Genomic DNA, 7,720 nt, shown 5'->3' with positions numbered 1-7,720 from the left:
GATCGAGCTCGCCCGCAAGGCGGCCGAGATGTTCGCGGAGGACCCCGACGCCATTGGATAGGCAATCAAACGGTTGCGCGCCCGGGTATGACGGGCGCCGTCGACGCGGCCGCGAGCGCGTGTGGCGGTGCAGACCCAGCCGCTGGCGTCGGCCAGCGACGATCTGAGCCAACTGTCCCGCCGGTGGGATGCCGCGCTCGACCGGTTGCGGTCTTACGTCCAGGACTGAGCGCGCCGGGGTTTTGCGTCGGTGTCCTCGGATAGCCTGCCAAGGTGAGCTCAGCAGAAGCTGATTCGGTCACCCCCGAGGTGCGCCGGCAGTGGCACGACCTGGCCGAGACCGTCCGTGAACACCAGTTCCGCTACTACATCAAGGACGCGCCGATCATTTCGGACGCGGAGTTCGACACGCTGTTCAACGAACTCCTGGCGTTGGAGGAGCGGCATCCGGAGCTCCGGGTGCCCGATTCCCCGACGCAGCTGGTCGGCGGCGCGGGGTTTGCCACCGAGTTCGCCGAGGCGGCGCACCTGGAACGGATGTTGAGCCTCGACGACGTCTTTGATCGCGACGAGCTGGTGGCGTGGAGCAACCGCGTCGAGAACGAGGTCGGCGCCGAGCCGCATTACCTGTGCGAACTCAAGATCGACGGCGTGGCCCTGTCGCTGGTGTATCGGGACGGCCGGTTGGAGCGGGCCGCGACTCGCGGCGACGGCCGGGTCGGTGAGGACGTGACGCTCAACGCGCGCACCATCGACGATGTCCCCGAGCGGCTGTCGGCGGCCACGGACTTCCCGGTTCCGGCCCTGCTCGAGGTGCGCGGCGAGGTGTTCTTCCTGCTCGCCGATTTCGAAGCGCTCAACGCCAGTCTGGTCGAGGACGGCAAGGCGCCGTTCGCCAATCCGCGCAACAGCGCCGCCGGCTCGCTGCGCCAGAAAAACCCGGCCGTGACCGCCCGGCGCAAGCTGCGGATGATCTGTCACGGCATCGGTCGCACCGAGGGGTTCGCGCCCACCAGCCAGCACGAGGCCTACGCCGCGCTGAGCGCCTGGGGCCTGCCGGTGGCCGCGCAGACCGCGCGGGTGCGGGGCCTGGCCGCCGTGGAGGAGCGGATCGCCTACTGGGGTGAGCACCGCTACGAGCTCGAGCACGAAATCGACGGTGTGGTGGTCAAAGTCGACGACGTCGCCCTGCAGCGCCGGCTGGGGACCACCTCGCGCGCGCCGCGATGGGCCGTCGCGTACAAGTACCCGCCGCAGGAAGCGCAGACCAAGCTGCTCGACATCCGCGTCAACGTCGGGCGCACCGGGCGCGTCACACCGTTCGCGTTCATGACACCGGTGAAGGTGGCGGGGTCGACGGTGGGGCTGGCCACCCTGCACAACGCCGCCGAGGTCAAGCGCAAGGGCGTGCTGATCGGCGACACGGTGATGATCCGCAAGGCCGGCGACGTGATCCCGGAGGTGCTCGGCCCCGTCGTCGACCTGCGCGACGGCTCCGAACGCGAATTCGACATGCCCACCACATGTCCCGAGTGCGGCACCCCGCTGGCGCCGGCCAAGGAGGGCGACGCCGACATCCGCTGTCCCAACGCCCGGTCGTGCCCGGCGCAGTTGCGGGAGCGGGTGTTCCACGTCGCCGGGCGCGGCGCGTTCGACATCGAGGGCCTCGGCTACGAGGCGGCCATTGCGCTGCTCAAGGCCGGCGTGATCGCCGACGAGGGTGATCTGTTCACCCTCACCGAGGACGACCTGCTGCGCACCGAGCTGTTCCGGACCAAGGCCGGTTCCCTGTCCGCGAACGGCAAACGGCTGCTGGACAATTTGGACAAGGCCAAGGCGGTGGCGCTGTGGCGGGTGCTGGTGGCGTTGTCGATCCGGCATGTCGGGCCGACGGCCGCGCGGGCCCTGGCGACCGAGTTCGGTGACCTGGACGCGATCATGTCGGCATCCACCGAGCGGCTGGCCGCGGTGGAAGGCGTCGGGCCGACGATCGCGGCGGCGCTCACCGAGTGGTTCACCGTCGACTGGCACCGCGCGATCGTCGAGAAGTGGCGGGCCGCCGGCGTGCGGATGGCCGACGAGCGCGACGCCAGCGTGCCGCGCACCCTGGAGGGGCTGACGGTTGTGGTCACCGGGTCGCTGGCCGGCTTCTCCCGCGACGACGCCAAGGAGGCGATCCTGGCCCGCGGGGGCAAGGCCGCCGGCTCGGTGTCGAAGAAGACCGATTACGTCGTGGCCGGCGATTCGCCGGGTTCCAAGTACGACAAGGCGATCGAGCTGGGGGTGCCCGTCCTCGACGAGGACGGCTTCCGGAAACTGCTGGCCGAAGGGCCGACCGAAACACCGGCCGACGGAGCATGACCGGTCGGTACGGGGATTCCACCCGCAGCCTCAAAGCCATTGACGGGCAAGCCGTTTCGGGACAGCCGGTGGCACCGCAGGCGGTGCTGGCCGCCACCTACCACCTGTCCGGCGACGAAACGGCCGCGCTGGACAGCTACGGCCGCGGCTCCAATCCGACCTGGCGGCAACTGGAATCCGCGCTCGCCGAGCTCGAGGCGGCCGGCGGGGCGCTGGTGTTCGGCTCGGGCATGGCGGCCATCACCGCCGTGCTACGCACGCTCGCGACGCCCGGATCGACGGTGGTGGTGCCTGCCGACGGCTATTACCAGGTGCGCCGCTACGCCCGTGAGGACCTGGTGCCCGCGGGCGTGACGGTCATCGAGGCGTCGTGCGCGCAGATCTATGACGCGGCCGCCCAGGCCGACGTGGTGCTGGCCGAGACGCCCACCAACCCGGCGCTGGACGTGATCGATCTGCACCGGCTGGCCACCGTCTGCCGGGGCCGCGACGCGCGGTTGGTCGTCGACAACACCGCCGCGACGCCGTTGGGTCAGCAGCCGCTGTCCCTGGGCGCCGACGCGGTGGTGGCCAGCGCGACGAAGGCCCTGTCCGGTCACGGCGACCTGCTGGCCGGCTACGTCGCCAGCAACCAGCCGGAGCTGCTCGCCGGAGTGGAGCGGCACAGGCTGCTCGCCGGTGCGGTGCTGGGCGGGTTCGAGGCGTGGCTTCTGTTGCGCAGCATGGGAACTGCCGGATTGCGCTTCGAACGCCAATGCCAGAACGCCCGGGCGGTGGCGACCATGCTGGCCCGTCACCCCGCGGTGCGGGCGGTGCGATATCCGGGTTTGGCCGACGACCCGGCGCATCCGGTGGCCATGGCGCAGATGCGCCGATTCGGGGCGCTGGTGTCGGTCGAATTGGCCGATGCGGCCGCGGTGCACGCCCTGGTGGACCGCAGCGAACTGCTGATCGCCTCCACCAGTTTCGGGGGCCTGCACACCTCGGTGGACCGCCGGGCGCGCTGGGGAGACCCGGTCGCCGACGGCTTCGCGCGCATCTCACTGGGTATCGAGGACACCGACGACCTGCTCGCCGACATCGAACGCGCGATGATGCCCTCGCGCTGACACGACATCCGTCGGGCCCGACTGCACCGAAATTGGTCCGCATCGCCCGAGCGGCTCTATCGTGGGCTCTATGACCCAGACGGCCGATCGGTGCGAGCACGCATCACCGTGGTCGCCGCGCGAGGCCGAGATACTGGCCGTGACGCTGGCGTTGCTGCAGGAACACGGCTATGACCACCTGACGGTGGACGCGGTGGCTGCCGCCGCGCGCGCCAGCAAAGCCACGGTCTACCGGCGCTGGCCCTCCAAGGCCGAACTGGTGCTGGCCGCCTTCACCGAAGGCGTCCGCCAGGTGGCCGTCCCGCCGAATACCGGCTCGCTGCGCGGCGACCTGCTGAGCCTGGGGGAGACGATCAGCCAGGAGAGTGGGCGCCACGCCAGCACCATCCGCGCGGTCATGGTCGAGGTGTCGCGCCACCCGGCGCTCAACGAGGCGATGCAGCATCAATTCCTCGACCAGCGCAAAGCCGTGATCCAGCACCTGCTGCACCAGGCGGTGGACCGGGGCGAGATCGCCGAGGACGTCATCACCGACGAACTGTGGGACCTGTTGCCCGGCTATCTCATCTTTCGGTCGATCGTTCAAAGTCGGCCGCCGACTCGTCGCACCGTGCAGGAGTTCGTCGACGGGTTTCTCATCCCGGGCCTGACCAGGCGCACCGGGTAGTTAAGCCGGCATTCGGGGATAGCCGCCTGTTGAAAAATATATACGCGCGCGTCTCTTGTACGGGTACGGTCCCGTACCGTACCGTCTTACCTGTTGACGACGCTTATGATGTTTTGGCAACCACGCCCGGCCCCGGGCGTGGTTCTGTCGCCCGATACTCGAAAGGCTAACGGGTGAAAGGCTTTTCGATAACATCCCTGGTTAGACGCGGGTGGATGGTGATCGTCGCCGTGGTGGTGGTGGCTGTCGCGGGGTTCTGCGTGTTCCGGCTCCACGGGAACTTCGGCTCGCACAACAACACGTCGGCTGCCGGTGGTATCTCCGATCAGACCGAACCGTTCAGTCCCAAGCACATCACCCTTGAGGTTTTTGGTGACGCTGGAGCGGTGGCGACCATCAATTATGTTGACATCAATGTGCAGCCGCAGCAAGTGTTGAACGCGCCCCTGCCGTGGTCGCTGACTATGGTGACGACACAGCCCGGAGCCTTCAGCAACCTTGTCGCGCAGGGCAATAGCGATTCCCTGGGCTGCCGCATCACGGTGGATGGTGACGTCAAGGACGAAAGGATCGTCAACCAAGTGAACGCCTATACCTTCTGCCTGGTGAAGTCCGCATGAGCGACGATCACGCCCCGAGGTCCGCCGTAGCGCAAGGTATTCGTCGGTTTGCGGTGCCTATCCTGCTGCTGTGGGTGGGTCTGGCGGCTATCTCCAATATCGCCGTACCGAATTTGGAGGACGTGGCCAAAGCGCACAACGTCTCTCTGAACACCCCGGATGCGCCGTCGTTTCAGGCGATGCAACACATAGGCAAGGTGTTTCACGAGTTCGATTCCGACAGTGCGGCCATGATCGTCCTTGAAGGCGACAAGCCCCTAGGCGATGACGCCCACCGGTTTTACGACGTTCTGGTCCGCAAGCTCGAGCACGACACCAAGCACGTGGAGCACGTCCAGGATTTCTGGGGGGATCCGCTGACGGCGGCAGGCTCGCAAAGCAAGGACGGCAAGGCCGCCTACGTGCAGGTGTATCTTGCCGGCAACCAGGGCGATGCATTGGCCAACGCGTCGGTCGACGCCATCCGCCAGATCGTGGCGCACACGCCCCCACCACGGGGGGTGAAGGCCTACGTGACCGGCGCGGCGCCGCTGGTCACCGATCAGTTCGAAGTAGGCAGCAACGGCATCTTCAAGGTCACCGTGGTCACCGTGTTGGTGATCTTGGCGATGTTGTTATGGGTCTACCGTTCCGTCACAGCGGTTTTCGTGCTGGTCACGGTCATCGTCGAAATGGCGGCCGCCAGGGGTATTGTCGCGTTTCTGGGAAGCATCGGGTTGATCGGGCTTTCGACGTATGCGACGAATCTACTCACCTTGCTCGTCATCGCCGCCGGCACCGACTACGCGATCTTCTTTGTCGGCCGCTACCACGAGGCGCGGCACGACGGGCAGAACCGCGAAACCGCCTACTACACCATGTATCGCGGGACGACCCACGTGGTACTGGGTTCCGGTCTGACCGTCGCCGGTGCGGTGCTCTGCCTGCGCTTTACCAGGCTCAATTATTTCCAAAGCCTGGGCATTCCCGCCGCAATCGGTATCGGGGTCGCACTGGCGGCCGCGCTCAGCCTGACTCCAGCCGTGATTACCGTTGGCAGCCTTTTCGGGCTGTTCGATCCGAAACGCCAGCTGGCGACCCGGGGCTGGCGGCGCATCGGCACCGCAATCGTTCGCTGGCCCGGACCCATCCTGGTGGTGGCGACCGGGGTCGCCCTCATCGGTTTGCTCGCTTTGCCCGGATATAAGACAAACTATGACGCTCGGGCCTACATGCCAGCCAGCGCCCCGGCCAATACGGGGTATGCGGCCGCGGAGCGGCATTTTTCTCAGGCCCGGCTCAACCCCGAATTGTTGATGATCGAAACCGACCACGATATGCGTAATCCTGCCGACATGATCAATCTGGAAAGGGTTGCCAAAGCGATCGCCCACCTGCCCGGCATCTCCCAAGTCCAGTCCATGACCAGACCCTTGGGGACCCCGATCGAGCACACCTCGTTGGCATTTCAGATCAGCGCGGGCAGCATCGGCAACATCGAGAACCTGCACTACCAGAAAGAGCGCGCCCAGGATTTGTTGAAACAGGCCGACAATCTCAAAGATACGATCGGGATTCTGAACCAGCAGTACGGGCTGCAAAAACAACTCGCCGCCTCGACGCACGACGAGACCCAAAGCTTTCACGACACGATCGCCATCATCAATGACCTGCGGGATAAGATCGCGAATTTCGACGACTTTTTCAGGCCGGTACGCAGTTATTTCTATTGGGAAAAACACTGCTTCGACATTCCGGCCTGCTTCGCGTTCAGATCTGTCTTCGATGCGCTCGACGGTATCGATCAGCTCAGTGCGCAGTTTGAAAAGCTCACCGCGAGCTTGGACAAGTTGGATGCGGGCCAGCAGAAATTGGTGACCCTGTTACCGCCTCAGATCGCCGACCAGGAGAAGAACCTCGGCCTCACGCTGTCCAACTACGCCACCAACTTGGGAATCAACGAGCAGGCGAAGGCAAGTACCGACACCGCGACGGCCCTGGGTCAGGCGTATGACGCCGCCAAAAATGACGATTCCTTCTACCTGCCGCCCGAGGCTTTCAACAACCCCGAGTTCAAAAGGGGCCTGAAATTATTTCTCTCGCCGGACGGGAAGGCGGCGCGCATGATCATCTCCCACGAGGGTGATCCCGCGACCCCTGAAGGTATCTCGCACATCGAACCGATCAGGAACGCGGCCAAGCAGGCTGTGAAGAACACCCCCTTGGGGGATTCCAACATCTATCTCGCCGGCACGGCCGCAACCTATAAGGACATAGCCGACGGTGCCAAATACGATCTCATGATCGCCGGAATAGCCGCGTTGAGCCTCATTCTGCTCATCATGGTGATCATTACCCGAAGTCTGGTCGCAGCGATCGTCATTGTGGGCACGGTAGCGCTTTCGCTGGGCGCTTCTTTCGGGCTTTCCGTTCTGGTCTGGCAGGACATCCTCGGTATCAAGCTCTACTGGATCTGCCTGGCGCTCTCGGTGATCATCCTGCTAGCGGTGGGATCCGACTATAACCTCCTGTTGATCTCTCGGTTCAAGGAAGAGATCCATGCCGGCCTGAATACGGGCATTATCCGGGCCATGGCAGGCAGCGGGGCTGTGGTGACCTCCGCCGGCCTGGTGTTCGCCTTCACCATGGCCTCCTTCGTGTCCGCCTCCCTGCTGGTGCTGGGTCAAATCGGGACCACGATCGCCTTGGGTCTGCTGTTCGATACCCTGATCGTGCGTTCATTCATGACGCCGTCCGTCGCAGCGCTGCTCGGGCGCTGGTTCTGGTGGCCCCAACGCGTGAGACCCCGCCCGGCCAGCACGATGCTCCGCCCGTACGGGTCACGCCAAGCGGTTCGACAACTGCTGCTCTGGGAAGACGGAGACCCCGTAGCGACATCCGAATCGCCTTCAAATGCAAGGCGTTCCCACGCCTGAAAGGGCGCGACAAGCGGTTCGTCGGCGACCCCACGGTGTCTTGGTCGA

Annotated in this window: 5 protein-coding genes; all 5 read left to right on the top strand. The window is 65.4% G+C overall.

Annotated elements, in window-relative coordinates:
* The first annotated feature begins 273 nt into the window (after nucleotides 1-273).
* Nucleotides 274-2,361, top strand: a complete 2,088-nt coding sequence (gene ligA, locus DQP57_RS16570; protein WP_112633928.1) for an NAD-dependent DNA ligase LigA — start codon at nucleotides 274-276, stop codon at nucleotides 2,359-2,361.
* The gene (locus DQP57_RS16565) at nucleotides 2,358-3,470 is read left to right on the top strand and encodes a cystathionine gamma-lyase (protein ID WP_112633927.1); all 1,113 of its coding nucleotides are present in this window, start codon (nucleotides 2,358-2,360) and stop codon (nucleotides 3,468-3,470) included. Before ligA ends, DQP57_RS16565 begins: the two co-directional genes overlap by 4 nt.
* A 70-nt stretch (nucleotides 3,471-3,540) precedes the next feature.
* A complete protein-coding gene (locus DQP57_RS16560) occupies nucleotides 3,541-4,137 on the top strand; it encodes a TetR/AcrR family transcriptional regulator (protein ID WP_112633926.1) in 597 nt (198 codons plus the stop codon).
* Between the two features lie 173 nt (nucleotides 4,138-4,310).
* Nucleotides 4,311-4,757, top strand: coding sequence for an MmpS family transport accessory protein (locus DQP57_RS16555; RefSeq protein ID WP_205869147.1), 447 nt, complete (start codon nucleotides 4,311-4,313; stop codon nucleotides 4,755-4,757).
* Complete coding sequence (locus DQP57_RS16550) at nucleotides 4,754-7,672, top strand: RND family transporter (protein WP_112633924.1); 2,919 nt, start codon at nucleotides 4,754-4,756, stop codon at nucleotides 7,670-7,672. The genes DQP57_RS16555 and DQP57_RS16550 overlap by 4 nt, the downstream gene beginning before the upstream one ends.
* Nucleotides 7,673-7,720 lie beyond the last annotated feature (48 nt).

The sequence above is a fragment of the Mycobacterium colombiense genome (assembly GCF_003284935.1).
Classification (GTDB): Bacteria; Actinomycetota; Actinomycetes; order Mycobacteriales; family Mycobacteriaceae; genus Mycobacterium; species Mycobacterium arosiense_A.
This window is presented reverse-complemented; position numbering and strand designations above follow the sequence as displayed.

Coding starts and splice junctions, on each gene's coding strand:
- DQP57_RS16565 (WP_112633927.1), top strand. CDS start 2,358: ATGACCGGTCGGTACGGGGATTCCACCCGCAGCCTCAAAGCCATTGAC.
- DQP57_RS16560 (WP_112633926.1), top strand. CDS start 3,541: ATGACCCAGACGGCCGATCGGTGCGAGCACGCATCACCGTGGTCGCCG.
- DQP57_RS16550 (WP_112633924.1), top strand. CDS start 4,754: ATGAGCGACGATCACGCCCCGAGGTCCGCCGTAGCGCAAGGTATTCGT.